General features: G+C 38.8%; 14 protein-coding genes. 9 read left to right on the top strand and 5 right to left on the bottom strand.

Annotation, left to right across the window (positions count from 1 at the left end):
- Positions 1 to 21 precede the first annotated feature (21 nt).
- Genes CA2015_RS09655 through CA2015_RS09645 form a run of 3 tightly spaced genes read left to right on the top strand, consistent with a single transcriptional unit; the run spans position 22 to position 2,539 of the window.
- Positions 22 to 660 (top strand): acetyltransferase, encoded by a 639-nt coding sequence (locus CA2015_RS09655; protein ID WP_048641716.1) that lies wholly within the window; start codon positions 22 to 24, stop codon positions 658 to 660.
- A gap of 51 nt (positions 661 to 711) precedes the next feature.
- The gene (gene trhO / locus CA2015_RS09650) at positions 712 to 1,698 is read left to right on the top strand and encodes an oxygen-dependent tRNA uridine(34) hydroxylase TrhO (RefSeq protein WP_048641715.1); all 987 of its coding nucleotides are present in this window, start codon (positions 712 to 714) and stop codon (positions 1,696 to 1,698) included.
- Positions 1,679 to 2,539 carry a nucleoside phosphorylase gene (locus tag CA2015_RS09645; protein WP_048641714.1) on the top strand — a complete coding sequence of 287 codons (861 nt, stop codon included), beginning with the start codon at positions 1,679 to 1,681 and terminating at the stop codon, positions 2,537 to 2,539. The genes trhO and CA2015_RS09645 overlap by 20 nt, the downstream gene beginning before the upstream one ends.
- Positions 2,540 to 2,824: 285 nt before the next feature.
- Here the strand turns inward: CA2015_RS09645 and CA2015_RS09640 are convergent, their stop codons facing one another.
- The 3 genes from CA2015_RS09640 to CA2015_RS09630 all read right to left on the bottom strand — a co-directional run bounded on the left by CA2015_RS09640 (position 2,825) and on the right by CA2015_RS09630 (position 5,592).
- Entirely contained in the window at positions 2,825 to 4,714 is a 1,890-nt protein-coding gene (locus CA2015_RS09640; RefSeq protein ID WP_048641713.1) for an ABC-F family ATP-binding cassette domain-containing protein, read from the bottom strand.
- 239 nt (positions 4,715 to 4,953) lie between these two features.
- Positions 4,954 to 5,265 (bottom strand): hypothetical protein, encoded by a 312-nt coding sequence (locus CA2015_RS09635; RefSeq protein WP_048641712.1) that lies wholly within the window; start codon positions 5,263 to 5,265, stop codon positions 4,954 to 4,956.
- A gap of 135 nt (positions 5,266 to 5,400) precedes the next feature.
- Complete coding sequence (locus tag CA2015_RS09630) at positions 5,401 to 5,592, bottom strand: hypothetical protein (RefSeq protein WP_048641711.1); 192 nt, start codon at positions 5,590 to 5,592, stop codon at positions 5,401 to 5,403.
- Between the two features lie 139 nt (positions 5,593 to 5,731).
- Between CA2015_RS09630 and CA2015_RS09625 the strand changes: the two genes are divergently transcribed.
- From CA2015_RS09625 to CA2015_RS09605, 5 genes are all read left to right on the top strand, one after another.
- A complete protein-coding gene (locus CA2015_RS09625; RefSeq protein ID WP_048641710.1) occupies positions 5,732 to 7,177 on the top strand; it encodes a BatD family protein in 1,446 nt (481 codons plus the stop codon).
- A 3-nt stretch (positions 7,178 to 7,180) separates the two neighbouring features.
- Positions 7,181 to 8,257, top strand: a complete 1,077-nt coding sequence (aroC, locus tag CA2015_RS09620; RefSeq protein ID WP_048641709.1) for a chorismate synthase — start codon at positions 7,181 to 7,183, stop codon at positions 8,255 to 8,257.
- A gap of 21 nt (positions 8,258 to 8,278) precedes the next feature.
- Complete coding sequence (locus CA2015_RS09615) at positions 8,279 to 9,604, top strand: dicarboxylate/amino acid:cation symporter (protein ID WP_048641708.1); 1,326 nt, start codon at positions 8,279 to 8,281, stop codon at positions 9,602 to 9,604.
- 102 nt (positions 9,605 to 9,706) lie between these two features.
- Positions 9,707 to 10,291 carry a NifU family protein gene (locus CA2015_RS09610; protein WP_048644457.1) on the top strand — a complete coding sequence of 195 codons (585 nt, stop codon included), beginning with the start codon at positions 9,707 to 9,709 and terminating at the stop codon, positions 10,289 to 10,291.
- 41 nt (positions 10,292 to 10,332) lie between these two features.
- Positions 10,333 to 11,418: a DUF3810 domain-containing protein gene (locus CA2015_RS09605; RefSeq protein ID WP_048641707.1), complete on the top strand. Its 1,086-nt coding sequence runs from the start codon at positions 10,333 to 10,335 to the stop codon at positions 11,416 to 11,418.
- A 24-nt stretch (positions 11,419 to 11,442) separates the two neighbouring features.
- On the opposite strand, the gene CA2015_RS09600 is transcribed toward CA2015_RS09605, so the two are convergent.
- Together CA2015_RS09600 and ade are read right to left on the bottom strand one after the other, a co-directional pair.
- The gene (locus tag CA2015_RS09600; RefSeq protein WP_084012010.1) at positions 11,443 to 12,729 is read right to left on the bottom strand and encodes a sensor histidine kinase; all 1,287 of its coding nucleotides are present in this window, start codon (positions 12,727 to 12,729) and stop codon (positions 11,443 to 11,445) included.
- A gap of 51 nt (positions 12,730 to 12,780) precedes the next feature.
- Positions 12,781 to 14,430: an adenine deaminase gene (ade, locus tag CA2015_RS09595; protein WP_048641705.1), complete on the bottom strand. Its 1,650-nt coding sequence runs from the start codon at positions 14,428 to 14,430 to the stop codon at positions 12,781 to 12,783.
- Between the two features lie 160 nt (positions 14,431 to 14,590).
- On the opposite strand from ade, the gene cmk reads away from it, so the two are divergent.
- The gene (cmk, locus tag CA2015_RS09590) at positions 14,591 to 15,268 is read left to right on the top strand and encodes a (d)CMP kinase (protein ID WP_048641704.1); all 678 of its coding nucleotides are present in this window, start codon (positions 14,591 to 14,593) and stop codon (positions 15,266 to 15,268) included.
- Positions 15,269 to 15,272: the final 4 nt, after the last annotated feature.

Below are 15,272 nucleotides of genomic sequence, written 5' to 3'. Positions count from 1 at the left end.
TGTGCTTAGAAAAACAAAATTATGGAAAAACCGATTATTATCTTTGGAGCAAAGGGAATTGCCCATCCTGCATTAGAAATATTCAATAGTCACGAAGTTGTAGTCTATGGCTTTTTGGATGATGATGCTACCTTGCACCAAAAAGAAATTAACAATATTTCCATTTTGGGAAAACTTGAGGACGATGGTTTTTTAAAACTAATTGGACAAAAATGCGATGCTTTTGTAGCTGTAGACGATCCCAAGTATAGAGAAACCTTAGTCAAACTACTAAATACCAGGCGAAAGGTACAACCAGTAAATGCTATACATAGGTTGTCTTACATCTCTACCGATGCGGGTATTGGTCATGGCAACTTTATCAATGCCAAGGTGACAATTGGAGCAGGTGCTGAAATTGGAAACCATTGCATATTGCATACCAATGCCACAATAGAACATCAGGCTAAACTTGAAGATTTTGTGCAGGTAGGTGCTGGAGCGGTTATTAATTCCAATGTCACCATAGAAAAAGGAGCATTTATAGGCTCAGGAGTAACCATAGTTGCTGGGGTCACAATTGGAAAAAATGCAAGAGTGGGTGCTGGATCAGTAGTTATTGCTGATGTTGCTTCAAAACAAACTGTTTTTGGTAATCCGGCCCAAGCAATCGAGAAATAGTTTCATATATTTATTTACAAATAACACCCTGCAGGAAACAGGGCTATAGTTATGGATTATAACATATTATTGTATTACTGCTATGCTCAAATCGAGGATTTGGAAGCATACCGAGAAGAACACCACCTGTTCTGTGTTGAGAACAATATCAGAGGACGTATAATAATTTCCTCAGAAGGCTTAAATGGTACTGTTTCAGGATTAAAAGAAGACTGTGAAAAGTACATGGCTTATGTGAAAGCTGATCCGAGATTTGCTGACACAGAATTTAAAATTGATCAACACCACGGACATGCCTTTGCTAAGATCAATGTTAGGGCAAAGGAAGAGATCGTACATTCTGGACTCAGACACCTCAATCCACGTGAAAATACAGGTAAGCATTTGGAACCTAAGGAATTTAAGGCCTTAAAGGATCAAGAGGACGTGGTGGTTCTTGACGTTCGTTCTAATTACGAACATGAATTGGGTCATTTCAAAAATGCCATTCGTCTGGACATCGATAACTTTAGGGATTTCCCAGAAAAAGTAAAAGAGCTAGAACATCTCAAAAACAAAAAGATTCTCACCTATTGTACAGGAGGAATAAAATGCGAAAAGGCATCTGCATTTCTTCTAGAACAAGGTTTCGAAGACGTATACCAGCTTCATGGTGGGATCATCAAATATGGAATGGAAGCTGGAGGAGAAGACTTTGAAGGCAAATGCTATGTTTTTGATAACCGACTGGCTGTAGAAGTAAATAAGGTCAACCCCAAGACGGTTTCTAAATGCTTTGTTTGCGACACATTGTCCGACCGAATGGTCAACTGTTCTAATCCCGAATGCAATGTTCATGTGCCTATATGTGAATCATGTGGTTGGGAAATGGAAGGTGCCTGCTCCGAAAGCTGTAAAGATGCACCAAACAGAAGACCTTATAATGGTACCGGGTACTACCAGAAAAACACCAATGGTTACAATCCTTATAAAGGCCTGTTTCAAAAGCCCAATGCGGACAAAATAAAAGCTACCCTACATGCCAAATCCGATACCTGAATCGGAACTCATCATCAACCCTGATGGCAGCATTTACCACCTTAGGCTCAAACCTGAGCAGGTGGCAGAAACTGTCATTACTGTAGGTGACCCCAATCGGGTAAGCAAAGTTTCTTCTCGCTTTGACAGGCTAGAATTGCAAACAGCACATAGAGAGTTTGTAAGCCATACAGGCTGGTACAAAGGCAAAAGAATCAGTGTTATCAGTACCGGAATGGGTACTGATAACATTGAGATTTTTATGACAGAGTTGGATGCTTTGTTTAATGTAGACTTTAAATCGCGACAACCAAAACCCAGCCATAAGCGAATCGATATCGTTCGGATTGGTACTTCTGGAAGCATGCAAAGCGATCTTCCGGAAGGTAGCTTACTCGCTTCAACTATGGCCGTGGGGCTGGACACATTAATGGCTTTTTATGACATTCCCCAGACGGTTTTGGAGAGTCAGATCAGCAATCATGTCCAAAAATGTCTGGACCTCCCATTTCTGCCCTACTGTGTGGCTGGTTCAGAAAAATTACTGGCGAAAATTGGAGAAGACCTTCCTTCTGGTATTACTGTTACTTGTCCGGGATTCTTTGGTCCTCAGGGTAGAGAGGTTAGGTTAAAACCTCGCATTCCTAAAATTTTCAATTTACTTGGAGACAATCCTTTTCAGAAACATGCCTTTACCAATTTTGAAATGGAGACAGCAGGCTATTATGCCATGGGGAAAATGTTAGGGCATGAGGTCCTTAGCATGAATGCCATTGTTGCCAACCGGATCTCAGGAAATTTCTCCAGTTCACCAGACAGGATCATAGATCAATTAATAACTACTGTTCTAGAAAAAATTTAACCCGGATTATGTAATAGGATTTTTCCGTCCTGACAATAGTCAGGGGTGAAGCCTGTCCCGTGTTTACGGGAAGTGTTGCAAGCGCAAGAAAATCAGGCTGTTTGGAGATTTTAGCATAGCACCACTATGGTGAAATTGAAAACAGCAACGAAGTGGCTGATTTTGAAGCGATTTCAGCACGTAATAGATTGTCTATTGCATATTTCGGGTTTAAGCTTCAAGATTTAGGAAATATTCCCTAAATCCTGAAGCTTAAATACTTTTTAATTTAGAATGCCAAATGGATCAGGAGATGCCATCAAGCTCACTTAATTCCAGCCACCTCATTTCCAACTCTTCAATTTTCTTATCCAAACCTTCTATCTCCAAAGACCATTTTAACAATTCTTCGTGGTCTTCAGTCCCTTGATTGATTTTTTGAATAAAGGATTCTTTTTTGCTCGTTAACTGCTCCAAGTTCGCTGAAATTTCCTCAAACTCTTTCTTGTCCTTGAACGTAGCTTTTAAGGTGCTCTTTTCAGTTGTCTTTGCAACGGCTGCAGGTTTCTTTTCTGCAACTTGTTTGGGCGTCTCGGCTTTAATTGTTTTTTCCCTCTCCCTAAGGTCAGTATAATTTCCAGGGAAGTCACTGATCTGCCCTTCTCCTTCAAATACAAACAAGTGATCTACCAGTCGATCCATAAAATACCTATCATGGGAAACAATCACCAAACAACCAGGAAAAGCGTCTAAAAATTCTTCAAGGGTATTGAGTGTCACAATATCCAAATCATTGGTTGGTTCATCCAGTATTAGAAAGTTAGGGCTTTTTACCAAAATCATAAGCAACTGCAGTCGCCTTCTTTCCCCCCCACTAAGCTTGGCAATTGGGGTGTGCTGTTGCTTGGGTGGAAAACCAAATTGAGTCAAAAACTGACTGATTGTAATCGTTGCTCCTCCCGCCACAGTCACTACCTCTGCCACTTCTTTTACAATATCAATCAACCGCATGGTCTCATCAAAAGTATCTTCCTCTTGTTTATAATAACCAAATGCAGTCGTTTGCCCTATAGTGACAGCTCCTTTATCAGGGGAATTCTTGCCAATGAGCATGTTCAGGAAAGTGGTTTTCCCAGCCCCGTTAGGGCCTACGATTCCTACCTTATCCCCTTTTTTAAAAGTATAACTAAAATCCTTGACCAGGTTCAGGTCTCCGTATGATTTATGGATTTTCTCTATTTCTACAATTTTCTTCCCTAACCTCTGTGCTGTTACGCCCAGACTAATGTCTCTCTCTTCCGTTTTCTTAAAAGCTTTCTCCTTGGTTTCGTTAAAGGCTTCTATCCTTGACTTGGATTTTGTCCCACGAGCCTTTGGTTGCCTCCTTATCCAATCGAGTTCTTTTTTATAGAGACTTTTGGCTTTCCCCAGTTCTGTAGCTTCGTTGGCTTTTCTTTCTTCCTTCTTTTCTAGGAAATAACTGTAATTACCAGCATAGCGGTACAATTCTCCATTTTCCAATTCAAGAATATTGTTGGTTACTTTATCCAAGAAGTACCTATCGTGCGTCACCATCAAAAGGGAGAGGTTAGCTTTGGACAGGTAGTCTTCCAACCACTCAATGGTTTCTAAATCCAGGTGATTGGTAGGTTCATCCAAAAGAAGTAAATCAGGAAAATGCAAAATGGCTCTGGCAATGGCAACTCTTTTTCGTTGCCCTCCACTAAGCGCAGTTACTTGAAGGTTGGTATCATGTAAACCCAATTTCCCCAGTACTTCTTTAATTTGGTATTCAAAGTCCCAAGCTTGCAGTCTATCCATTTTTTCAAAAATAGGTTGCAAGGCCTCGCTATTGTCAGTACCATTCTCAGCTTCCAACATGGCTTCCTGATAGGCATGAATCACCTGAATAATTTCATTTTCGGGGTCATCAAAAATGGTCTCATATATGGTCTTCCCACCTGTGAAAATAGGATTTTGATTAACATAAGCCATTTTAATCTCCTGATTGATCACGACTTGTCCTGCATCTGCGATTTCTTCCCCCATAATGATTTTCATCAAGGTGGACTTTCCTGCCCCATTTATTCCAACTAAGGCTGTTTTTTGACCTTGTTCTATCCCAAAGGAAATTTCTGAAAACAAGACTCTTTCTCCAAAGGACTTACTAAGTGTATCAACTGAAAGGTAATTCATGGCGCAAAATTACAACGGTATTTCGATAATTCAACACCGATTGTGCAATAGGATTGGAAATAGCCTTCCCATACCTTGCTCAGCAAGTGGCCATTTCTAGAAATCAGGAGAGTTGAAAAAAAAAAGAATGCTAGGAAAAACTGACTTTTCCATACAGTAGACCTGAGCCTCCTTTATACTTTTAGATAAAAAAAATAATAGGTAGCTTATTCAAAATGCCACTAATTTGTAGGAATGGCTTATTTGAGCATTTCATTGATGGCATGCACCAAAGATTTTACTCCTTGCTTAAAATGAGCCATGGAATCTTCAAGAAAAGGTTTAGCGGTGCTTGATTTGCTTTGGTACTTTTCCTCAAACTTGGCTTTCTTTTCCTTAAACTCTTTTTCTAATTTTTCTTTATTTATATGGAGGTCTTTGATTTTCTTTTCTATTTCTTCACTTGCCTCGCCAGTAGCTTTGGTACCTTTTTGGATTAAGGTTTCAATTTTGTTTCCAACTTCTTGAAGCATCTTTTCAATTTCTTCAAATCCAGTGTTCTTTTTTTCCATTGCTTAACAAAGTTTAACTTTTTTAAAAGTAAGTAAAAAAACGTATAAAACAGCTAAAAAAAAGTATTGTGTATTTGAAAATAGGCCTTAAATAAAAAAAGCCCCAATGTTTAGTGGGGCTATTGAGTTGATGAACTAACCTGCCAATAAAATAAAGTATTTATTTAATATTGGCTCATATGCTTTTGAAAAAGTGCCGTAACACCACTTTCTGAATTCTTCTAGTTCCCCAGGGACTAACATATTCAGACCTTTTCTTAACTCTTTCTCGAAGAGTTTGCCGTCAAAACTTACCTTTACTAAAATAGTCTTAACATATTCCATCATGGTTCACGATATTTTAATTTAGGTTTCATTAAAAAAGATTGGTTTAAATAGTACTAACGGTTTTGGATTAGATTTGTTACGTATAAAATATCCTTGTTTATTTGCAGTTATTAAATTACGAAAACACAATCGTTTTAATATGTCTTTAACGAAAAACCATTTTCTTTTTGTCTGCCTGCTGGGTCTTTTTTCATTAGCTGCTCATGCTCAGGATGTCAAAATCGAATTGGGCGAAAATGAGGTTGCACTGAATGAGACCTTCACCATAAAAGTGATCGTGTCTGGTGACAAAATTAGGTCCAATGACCAACTGCCAGAGATTCCTGGCTTTCAAAAACAAGGTATCTCTCAGAGTTCATCGATGAACATTATCAATGGTCAGATGAGTAGTACCAACAGCATCATTCAGTATTACAAACCTTTGAGAAAGGGACAATTTACTCTTCCAGGGTTTAAAGTAGCTGTAAATGGGATCACTGCTTCCTCCCCTGGCACAACCATAACAGTGGTAGATGCCCGGTCAAATGCAAATACTAATCGTGCACTGGATCCATTTGATGATCTTTTTGGAAGAAATAATACTGAACAACCTGAATATGTGGAGGTGGAAGACGATGCATTCTTCTCCCTTTCTGTTAGTAAGGATGAAGTTTACGTCGGTGAAGGTTTTAGCGTTAGTTTTGCCTTCTACATGTCTGAGAGCAATCAGGCTCCTTTTAATTTCCATGAGCCAGGCAAACAGCTTGAAAGGATTATAAATGAAATAAAACCGGGAAATGCCTGGGAAGAAAACTTCAATATCACCAGCATTCAACCCGAGCGGGTAGAGTTTGGGGGCAAAAGATGGACAAAATACAAAGTATATGAAGCCAACTTCTATCCTTTCAATGCCGGGACAGTGGATTTTCCTTCTGTAGGTTGGGAAATGATAAAATACAAGGTGGCTAAAAACCCAAGCTTCTTTGGTAGCAATAGATTACAGGATTTCAAAACCTTCTACTCCCAACCAAAGTCTATAAAAGTAAAAGAACTGCCACCACATCCGCTAAAAAATGAGGTAAGTGTGGGCAATTACAGGCTAAGGGAAAACTTTAGTGAACTGGATGTCAAAACTGGAGAAGGTTTCACCTATGATTTCATCATCACAGGTGAGGGAAATATAAGTTCCATACGTCCTCCAAAAGTAAGGAAGGGACAGAAACTAAATACCTTTGATCCAAATGAGCAAGTTCAAATCAATAGAGGTAGAGGTAAAGTCACTGGAATGAAAGAATACAGTTATTTTATGACTTTAAATGAAGCTGAAGAGGTATCTTTGAAAGACCATTTTGAATGGATCTATTTTGATCCTGAACTAGCTCAGTACGATACCCTCATCCCACAAGCTGTAGTGAGGGTCACTGGGGAAAGCAGGATGAATCAAGCCATTTCGTCTACCAGACTCGGTGGTTTATATGACCTAATAGAAGTAGAAGACAATAAACTTTTAAACCAAGGATATAAGTCTTATTTTTCCACCCTAATTAATATTTTGCTGTTGCTGGCACTTATATTATTGGCTTATTTGATTGTTAAGAAAAAATAATTCATGCGTAATACATTCGGAAACCAATTCACAATTACTACATTCGGAGAATCCCACGGGAAGGGCCTCGGAGTGATTATAGACGGCTGCCCAGCAGGTATTAAAATCGATGAGGATTTTATCAGGTTGGAATTACAAAGGAGAAAGCCTGGTCAATCCAAAATCACGACCCAAAGAAAGGAAGAAGATGAGTTTGAAATTCTTTCAGGCGTTTTTGAGGGCCAAAGCACCGGTACTCCTATCGCCATGGTCATCTATAATACAGACCAGAAAAGTAAAGATTACTCTCATATAGCAGAAAAATTCAGGCCTTCTCATGCTGACTATACCTACCATGAAAAATTTGGGGTAAGGGATTATCGAGGAGGAGGAAGAAGTAGCGCAAGGGAAACGGCGGCAAGAGTAGCCGCAGGAGCGGTTGCCAAGCTATTGCTAGCCAATTATGGAGTAGAAATCAATGCCTATGTAAGCCAAGCAGGCGCTGTACGTCTTGAAAAACCATACCAAGAATTAGATTTTAGTCAAACAGAATCCAATATTGTTCGTTGTCCAGATGCTGACACAGCTGATAAGATGATTCAACTGATCGACCAGACCAGAAAAGAAAAGGACACCATAGGTGGAGTAGTTAGCTGCGTAGCCAAAGGTGTTCCAGTCGGCTTGGGCGAGCCTGTTTTTGACAGGCTCCATGCTGTTTTGGGACATGCTATGTTGAGCATCAATGCAGTCAAAGGATTTGAGTTTGGCAGCGGGTTTGAAGGGGTAACAATGAAAGGTTCCGAACACAATGATGCTTTTTACAAAGAAGGTGACAGGGTTAGAACCCGTACCAATCATTCTGGAGGAATCCAAGGAGGAATCTCTAATGGAGAAGACATTTATTTTAAAGTGGCCTTTAAACCTGTAGCTACAATCATGCAGGACCAGGAGAGTGTAGATACAAAAGGAGAAGCTGCTACCGTTTCCGGAAAAGGACGTCACGATCCTTGCGTAGTTCCCCGTGCTGTACCCATTGTAGAAGCCATGTGTGCCTTGGTATTGGCAGACCATCTACTTCTTAACCGGTCCAGCAAAATTTAATTTTCGCTAGAATCCTCAACTATGAAAAGAAAAATACCTCTTCACACCCAAATCCTTATAGGGCTGGTTTTGGGATTAGCTGTTGGCCTTGTTGTAGTGAAATTTAGGATATCTCCAGATTTCATCAATGACTATGTACAACCAATAGGGACTATTTTTATTACCTCCCTTAAAATGATAGCGGTGCCATTGGTTCTGGCCTCATTGATAGTCGGGGTTTCAAATTTAGGGGACATTACCAAGCTAAGTAGAATAGGTGGAAAGACCATATTGACCTATATTTTCACAACGGCCCTATCCGTATCGGTTGGATTATTATTGGTAAACCTATTCAATCCTGGAAAAAGTCTCCCTTCTGAAACCAGGGAAAAGTTGATGGAACTGTATGATGAAACAGCAGGCAGCAAATATCAGGAAGCCGAACAACTTCAGAGCCAAAGTCCTTTAAAACCATTGGTAGATATGGTTCCTGAAAACATCTTCCAAGCTGCAGCAGCCAATGAAATGATGCTGCAGGTGGTGTTTTTTGCAATCATCATGGGAATCGCTTTGATTAGGATCCCAAAAGCCAAATCAGCCCCAGTTATTGCTTTCTTTGACGGCATAAACGATGTCATCATAGAAATCGTAGGCTTTATTATGATTTTAGCTCCATATGGAGTTTTTGCTTTGATGGCTTCTCTAATCGTAGACATAACGGGGGACAATCCTGATTCCGCAGTGGAGTTATTATTGGCCTTATTGAAATACAGCCTAGTGGTGATCGGAGGATTATTATTAATGGTCCTGTTTTTTTATCCCATGATCCTGAAGACTTTCACAAAGGTCAAATACATGGATTTCTTTAAAGCGCTTCGCCCTGCTCAATTGTTGGCTTTTACTACAAGCTCTAGCTCAGCTACCTTGCCGGTAACCATGAAACAAGTAGAGCAAGAAATAGGGGTATCAGAGGAAATCAGTAGCTTTGTTTTGCCTCTGGGAGCCACAATCAACATGGACGGAACAAGCCTGTATCAGGGAGTTGCCGCGGTTTTCATTGCGCAAGCCATGGGTTTCGACCTTTCCCTTAGCCAACAGCTAATGATTGTAATGACGGCCACGTTAGCCTCTATAGGCACCGCCGGAGTTCCAGGAGCAGGCATTATTATGTTGATCATCGTTTTGGAATCTATAGGCGTACCTTCTGCTGGAATTGCCTTAATCTTGGCTCCAGATAGAATATTGGATATGTTCAGAACTATTGTGAATGTGACAGGAGACGCGATGGTATGTACCGTAGTAGCCTCTACAGAAGGAGAATTGCCAGAAGGACTGATCCGAAAATCAAACCCCATGACCAATACCTGAGGGATAATCCAATTAGAATTGGCAAAGGATCGAACCAAGATTGATTTGCTTTCGTTCTAAATGCATAAAAGGAAAAAATTTAAGAATTATACTCATAAAATAATGCTAGAAGCTCAAAAAAAACCTGTACACCTGTACATGGAGGCCAATCCAAATCCAAATTCTTTAAAATTTGTAGCCAATTTTATGTTGGCAGAAGATGGTGTAAGTTTTGATTTTCCGGACGAGCAAAGTGCGGCCAATTCACCTCTTGCATTAGAGTTATTCAATTTTGCTGCTGTTGAACGGGTTTTCATTGCCTCCAATTTTGTGACGGTTACTAAAAATGCCGATGTACCTTGGGAAAATATTCAAGACCATATCAGAAACCATATGAAAGGCTATCTGGAAACAGGTAAGCAAGCCATAACTACACAATTTGAGGGTGGTGATCCATTGTTCGATGAAAACGACAGCGAGGTTGTCAAAAAAATCAAAGGCATTCTAGATGAATATATTCGTCCTGCTGTAGAACAAGATGGAGGTGCAATTGTATTCCATAGCTTCCAGGATGGAATAGTAAAGGTACTATTGCAAGGATCCTGCTCTGGATGTCCTTCAAGTACTGTTACCCTTAAAGCGGGTATAGAAAACCTACTGACTAGAATGTTGCCTGAAGTTAAGAGTGTGGAAGCGGAAGGGGTTTAACCTTTCGTTTCGCTGTATTTTTAACTACACTCAAATAGTATATGGGCTTTAGTAGGTGGGTAGGTGGTTACCTCGGGTTGTTGGCTATAGTATTAAGGTTCCTTGCAGAATTGAACCCTCACCTGACGGAAAAATGGTATTCTATCACCATATTCCCTTTGGTCAGGGCAGTGCTTGATTACTCATTTATCCTATTGCCCTTCCCCGCCTTTTACCTGATTTTGCTGCTTTTGCTTTACATGGGGTACCGTTCCATTCAAAGCTATGGCAAAATTAAAATCAGGCGAAAAAAGTTAATATTTTTACCCAGAGTATTAATCAACTTTTTTGGGTGGATTATTTTTTTATTTCTGATACTTTGGGGATACAATTATTACCGCATCCCATTATATCAACACCTCAGCTTAAATCCTGAGCCATTGCCAATTGAACTATTGCTTGAAGAAATGGAAGCCACGCAGGAATCCTTACTTTCAATAAGAAGAGGTCTACAGGCAGATTCATCAGCTATAGCCAAAGTACCAGAGTTTTCATTACAAAACTCCTTGATTCGTCAAGAGATGAAAGATTTGTTAAATAGTTGGGGACATAGTTGGAGAGGAAAACCATTGGTCAAGCAATTTTACCCTGTGGGCAGCCTCCGCAAACTTGGGATTTTCGGTATCTACTTCCCTTTCACTGGAGAAGCTTATTTAGATCCTAGCCTGCATCCATTAGAAAAGAGTTTTACCATGGCCCACGAATTAGCGCATGGTTTCGGTATAACCAATGAAGGAGAAGCCAATTTTATGGCTTGGTTGGTTTGCTCAGAAAGCAAACATCCATACATTCAGTATGCCGCTACAATGAAATTATTTCGGTATCAACTCAATGGTTTATATAAAGTAAACGAAGACAATTATTCGAATTTTGTAGGTAAAATCCCTAAGGCAATTAAAAGAGACATAAAGGAAATTCAAACTAGTAACAGTGCCATTAAACCTTTTTCGCTTGAACTGAGTCGAAGGTCCAATGACCTTTATCTAAAATCTCAAGGGGTAAGAGAAGGTGTAAACAGTTATGCCCAGTTGCCCATGCTAGCCCATGCCTGGAAAACGAAAAATAGACAGGCAGCAAAAGCCAATTAAAGGACCCAACAAAATGGGATAGATTTAATCATTCATTCCTGTAGGAATAATTAGCTTAAAGCTTGAACCAACACCTTCTGTACTTCTTACATTCAAGTGACCACTTAATTTTTGGGCACTTTGAAAGCACAAATGGAGCCCCATACCCGTTCCTTTTTCCTGTTCAGTACCATAGGTCGATTTTATATCTTGCGAAAAAATATTTTTCAATCGATCAGGAGGAATTCCAATACCATTATCTGTAATACTAAGTGTAAGCAATTCTTCTTTACAATTAATATCGATGGTGACAAGCCCCCCTATTGGGGTAAATTTGATTGCATTTTGAACCAAGTTCCTAAAAATGAGCAGAAGTCTATCTGTTTCAATATTGATCATAGGGTTTTTATGGTAATTGATCTGGACCGTGATATCTTTCTGCTTGCCAATCACCTTCAGAATTTCTACCGTATCTTGAATAAGATCTTTCACCAAAATTTTCTTTTCCCGAACAGACTCATTTTTCAATTCGAATGAAGACCATTCCAATATATTCTCCATCATTTGATAGGTACTTCTGGTAGTTTTTAACAGCTCCTTTCGAAGGTATTTGATATCTTCCTCTGAGAGATCTCCAGAGTTTATAAGCTCTAGTGTCTGTATGATGGACTGAAGTGGATTTTTAAGATCATGTGATATGATAGTAATTATTTTATCCTTTTTGTCACTGGTTTGTTTTAGGCTTTTGTTTAATTCTATCAACTCCATGGTTTTTTGCTTCACCCGGCCTTTCTGAATACCATAAAACCGTTTCAAACTAACCACCAAAATAGACACACCAATAATGCATGCTAAATAGGTTAAAGTATGGTCTATAAAAATTTCATTTTTTGTGCTATAATTTAGTGGTATCCAATCTTCTTGGTACAGGCCAATATAGTATAGCCCTATAAAAAACACGACATTCAATCCTGACCAAAACAAATAATGCCTACTCTCAACTATACAAAGTATAAGTAAATGTACAAGTAGGAAAACGTAAAAAGTTGGTCCATTAATCCCATCGTTATTTATGAAATTAATAGCTAAAATAGGGTAGGTGGTTAGACTTGCTAGATAAAAGGAAGTTTTATAGGCACGTTTTACTCTTAATAAATACAAGTAGCTGAGAATGGTAACACCTACAAATATACAAAGACCGAATAGTAAATAATTGGAAAGGTATAAGTTCAAGCCTGTTAAAAAAAGGTTGAAAATAAAAATAATGATCAGGGCAGCATTAAGTATTTGAATTTCCATGGAAGGATTACCCTCCCAGAAAAAAACATTCATGCCCCTCCATTTAATATTTGTCCAAAAATTTGCCTTCAAAACTATTATAGATTAAATACCCTTTTCTTGCCCAAAAACATTCGTAAACATAAAAAAATCACAATCGAACAATCCTTTATCACTTAATTTGATTTGAGGAATCACTAGCAATGCCATAAAACTCAAGGTCATATAAGGTGATAGGAGTGTGCAACCTAGCTCTTTTGCCTTTATATCAATGTCAATGTAATCTTTAGCAACCACAAAACCATCAGCATCACTCATTAATCCTGCTATTTTCAGTCCTAATACGAAGCTTTCCCTTAAATTGACCACAGATAATCCTCCTTTATTTTCTATAATCAGGTTGGCTGCCCTTGCCATTTGTTCGTCACTCGTACCCACCACAATAATATTGTGTGAATCATGAGCGACCGAAGAACCAATGGCTCCATTTTGCAAACCAAAGTTTTTTACCAAAGCTACCGCTGGTTTGCTATTTGGCTGGTACCTATTGATAACGGCAATTTTGAGAATGTCTTTTTCAAGGTCTGGTACTACCTTACCATCCAAAGAAGGTACTTCAGTCATAAGAGTTGAAGTGATCAACTGAGAATCTAGCGCTTGAATTACCTTAGCTTTCCCTCCTTCGTGAATCAATTCAAAATCTTTTGCCTTTACCTTATTTGTATTAAAATTATTTATAGGACTGCAGGTCACAGGTGAAATTTTCGTATTTCCCTCTTTAGCAACCAGTTCTCCAGAAATATAGGTTTCTAAAACATTAAAATTTATCAGGTCTTCTACCACAATAAAATCTGCTGCATCATTGGGTTTTAGTAAACCTACATCAAGATTGTAATGTTTTACTGGAGTTATGCAGCAAGCCCTAAGCACTTGAAAAAGGTCCTTTCCTTTTCTAACAGCCCTTGCAGCCAATTGGTTTATATGTCCTTCCAACAAACTATCAGGATGCTTATCATCAGAGCAGAACATTATTTGATCTGGATACTCATCCAATAGATCTATCAAGGCATCAAAATTTTTCGCCGCACTGCCTTCCCTAATGGCAATTTTCATCCCTAATTTTGCCTTATGTCTAGCCTCCTCTAAATACACGCATTCATGATCTGTAGACATCCCAGCCTTGATGTATTTCTCAGCATTTACTCCTGTCAGGCCTGGAGCATGTCCATCTACAGGCTTATTGAGCTTTTTTGCCCATGCAATTTTTTTCTTTACTTCTTCATCTCCCGAAAGTACTCCTGGCCAATTCATCATTTCAGCCAAATAATGAATGTCATTCCGTTTAAGTAACGTTGCTATTGCGTCACTGTCAATCACCGCACCTGCTGTTTCAAATGAGGTAGCTGGAACACATGATGGAGCGCCAAAGAAAAATTTAAATGGCGTTTGATTTCCATTCTTAATCATGAATTCCACTCCTTCAAGCCCACAAACATTGGCTATTTCATGCGGGTCAGAAACAGTCGCCACTGTTCCATGCAGCGTAGCCAGTCTAGCAAATTCTGAAGGAATAAGTAAGGAGGACTCAATGTGAACATGGGAATCAATAAATCCTGGGAAAATATATCTGTTTGGAGCTGAACTAACCTGATTCAGGTTTACTATTTTACCTTCAGAAACTAAAATTTCTACTGGGAAAATCTTCCTATTTTCTATGTCTACAAATTTCCCTCTAACCATAAAAGCTGATGACATTCCTACCTAAAAGTTAAAATAATTTCTTCGCATTCTAGCCAACAAATTTTTCAATAAGAATAAAAACTCAATTCAAATTAGGCTTACTACCAAGAATAGTCATAAATATACTATATTTGCACCTTAAAAGGAAAGCAGTAAGCAATTTCATTTTTCTTTGATGAAAAAAATTATCGTTGCCATCGATGGGTATTCAGGATGCGGAAAAAGCACTACAGCAAAAGCAGTAGCAAAGGTCTTGCAATACACCTATCTTGATTCTGGTGCCATGTACAGGGCAGTCACCCTGTTTTTTTTAAGAAATAACACAGATCTCACTAATTCACAAGACATTATAAGTAATCTTAAGGAAATAAAAATTACCTTTCATTTCAATGAAGCAAAAGGAATACAGGAAATTTTTATGAATGGAGAAAATGTCGAAAATGAAATCAGAGGAATGGCAGTGTCCTCCTATGTAAGTGAGGTTAGCAAATTGGAAAATGTTCGCACCGAAATGGTAAACATTCAAAGAAAAATGGGTATTGATAAAGGAATCGTTATGGATGGTCGCGACATCGGTACTGTAGTTTTTCCAGAGGCAGAACTGAAAATTTTTATGACAGCTGACACCACCATTCGCGCAGAAAGACGACAAAAGGAACTTTTGGAAAATGGGGAAAGAATAAGTCTTGACTCAGTAAAAGAAAACTTGGAATCCCGTGACGCAATAGATACAGGAAGAGCTGTAAGCCCATTAAAAAAAGCATCAGACGCCATAGAGATAGACACCAGTTATCTTGCATTCAAAGATCAGGTGTCAAAAATAATTGAGTTGGCTAAAGAAAGAATGAACTAATTTT

The sequence above is a fragment of the Cyclobacterium amurskyense genome (assembly GCF_001050135.1).
Lineage (GTDB): Bacteria > Bacteroidota > Bacteroidia > Cytophagales > Cyclobacteriaceae > Cyclobacterium > Cyclobacterium amurskyense.
Note: the sequence above shows the minus strand (reverse complement) of the source record. Positions and strands in the feature narration are given on the sequence as shown.

Excerpts from the sequence above, each read along its gene's own strand:
- ade (WP_048641705.1), bottom strand. The coding sequence starts at position 14,430 with ATGTCATCAGCTTTTATGGTTAGAGGGAAATTTGTAGACATAGAAAAT.
- CA2015_RS09600 (WP_084012010.1), bottom strand. The coding sequence starts at position 12,729 with ATGAATGTTTTTTTCTGGGAGGGTAATCCTTCCATGGAAATTCAAATA.
- CA2015_RS09630 (WP_048641711.1), bottom strand. The coding sequence starts at position 5,592 with ATGATGGAATATGTTAAGACTATTTTAGTAAAGGTAAGTTTTGACGGC.
- aroC (WP_048641709.1), top strand. The coding sequence starts at position 7,181 with ATGCGTAATACATTCGGAAACCAATTCACAATTACTACATTCGGAGAA.
- CA2015_RS09625 (WP_048641710.1), top strand. The coding sequence starts at position 5,732 with ATGTCTTTAACGAAAAACCATTTTCTTTTTGTCTGCCTGCTGGGTCTT.
- CA2015_RS09640 (WP_048641713.1), bottom strand. The coding sequence starts at position 4,714 with ATGAATTACCTTTCAGTTGATACACTTAGTAAGTCCTTTGGAGAAAGA.
- trhO (WP_048641715.1), top strand. The coding sequence starts at position 712 with ATGGATTATAACATATTATTGTATTACTGCTATGCTCAAATCGAGGAT.
- CA2015_RS09615 (WP_048641708.1), top strand. The coding sequence starts at position 8,279 with ATGAAAAGAAAAATACCTCTTCACACCCAAATCCTTATAGGGCTGGTT.
- CA2015_RS09605 (WP_048641707.1), top strand. The coding sequence starts at position 10,333 with ATGGGCTTTAGTAGGTGGGTAGGTGGTTACCTCGGGTTGTTGGCTATA.
- CA2015_RS09655 (WP_048641716.1), top strand. The coding sequence starts at position 22 with ATGGAAAAACCGATTATTATCTTTGGAGCAAAGGGAATTGCCCATCCT.
- CA2015_RS09635 (WP_048641712.1), bottom strand. The coding sequence starts at position 5,265 with ATGGAAAAAAAGAACACTGGATTTGAAGAAATTGAAAAGATGCTTCAA.
- CA2015_RS09610 (WP_048644457.1), top strand. The coding sequence starts at position 9,707 with ATGCTAGAAGCTCAAAAAAAACCTGTACACCTGTACATGGAGGCCAAT.
- cmk (WP_048641704.1), top strand. The coding sequence starts at position 14,591 with ATGAAAAAAATTATCGTTGCCATCGATGGGTATTCAGGATGCGGAAAA.
- CA2015_RS09645 (WP_048641714.1), top strand. The coding sequence starts at position 1,679 with ATGCCAAATCCGATACCTGAATCGGAACTCATCATCAACCCTGATGGC.